Annotated in this window: 1 pseudogene; it reads right to left on the reverse strand. The window is 68.7% G+C overall.

Annotated elements, in window-relative coordinates:
- A pseudogene (locus tag OO57_RS43385) lies at positions 1-717 on the reverse strand (IS5 family transposase); the annotation flags it as partial.
- Positions 718-753: the final 36 nt, after the last annotated feature.

Genomic DNA, 753 nt, shown 5'->3' on the forward strand with positions numbered 1-753 from the left:
GGTGGAGTCGGCGGAAGCCGCCGAGCCAGGCGACGGTGCGCTCGATCACCCAACGGTGGCGGCCGAGGCGCTGGGAGGACTCGACACCACGACGGGCGATGCGATGAGTAATCTGCCGTCGCCGCAGGTAGGAGCGGATGAAACGGTGGTCGTAGGCCTTGTCGCCGTGCAGCTTGCCGGGCCGGCGGCGGCGCGGCCCGCGGCGGGAGCGGATCGGTGGGATCGCCTCGACGAGCGGGATCAGGGCCTGGCTGTCGTGCAGGTTGGCGCCGGAGATCGCGAGCGAGATGGGCAGACCGGTACGTTCGGTGAGCAAATGGATCTTCGACCCGAACTTGCCCCGATCGACAGGATTCGGACCCGTCAGGTCCCCTTTTTCGTAGCGCGCATGTTCACCGAGTCGACCGCGCACCTGGACCAGTCCAGCTCACCGCGAGCGCCGAGTTCGTCCAGGACCAGGCGATAGAGCTTCGCCCACACCCTTGCCGCCGTCCACTCGGCGAAACGGCGGTGCGCGGTCGGACCGGATGGCCCGAAGCAGGGCGGCAGTTGGGCCCACGTGCACCCCGAGGTGGCCACGAATACGATCGCGGCCAGCACTTCCCGGTCCCCGTGCCGTCGACGGCCACCACCCTGCGGCCGGGTCGGCGCCGCCGGCACCACCCGCTGGAACAACTCCCACAACTCGTCCGGCACCAGACGCTCCACGATCAGCACGCGAGCAGCCTACAAGCCCAAATGAGATGACTTCTT

Origin of the sequence: Kitasatospora phosalacinea (assembly GCF_000717185.1) — a bacterium.
Taxonomy (GTDB): Bacteria; Actinomycetota; Actinomycetes; order Streptomycetales; family Streptomycetaceae; genus Kitasatospora; species Kitasatospora phosalacinea_A.